We start from the raw sequence: 230 nt of genomic DNA, 5'->3' as shown, positions 1-230 counted from the left end.
AATCCGTATCACCGACTAATCAAAAACCATAAAATCATCTCTTCTGAAATTAATTCCCCACTCGCCGACTGTCACGCTTGCTGGCAGCTTTTTCAAGACCAATGCACTGCGTTCGGAAAAATCAAAGCCGAAAAGCCCGAGGAGTTTGCGCTGTGGACAGCCCTGTCTGATATACCCCTGCCGTATCGTCTTTCAGAAGACATTATGATTCCCGAGCATGATACATCGCC

At 47.0% G+C, this 230-nt stretch carries 1 protein-coding gene; it reads left to right on the top strand.

What is annotated here, in order from left to right; genetic code table 11:
• The coding region (locus ACTHTG_RS11275) for a hypothetical protein (protein ID WP_440362657.1) at positions 1 to 230 on the top strand (230 nt) is incomplete at both ends.

The sequence above is a fragment of the Neisseria sp. P0017.S009 genome (genome assembly GCF_051957375.1).
GTDB classification, from domain to species: domain Bacteria; phylum Pseudomonadota; class Gammaproteobacteria; order Burkholderiales; family Neisseriaceae; genus Neisseria; species Neisseria perflava.
The sequence above is the reverse complement of the archived record's forward strand: the minus strand, read 5'-3'. Positions and strand labels throughout refer to the sequence as shown.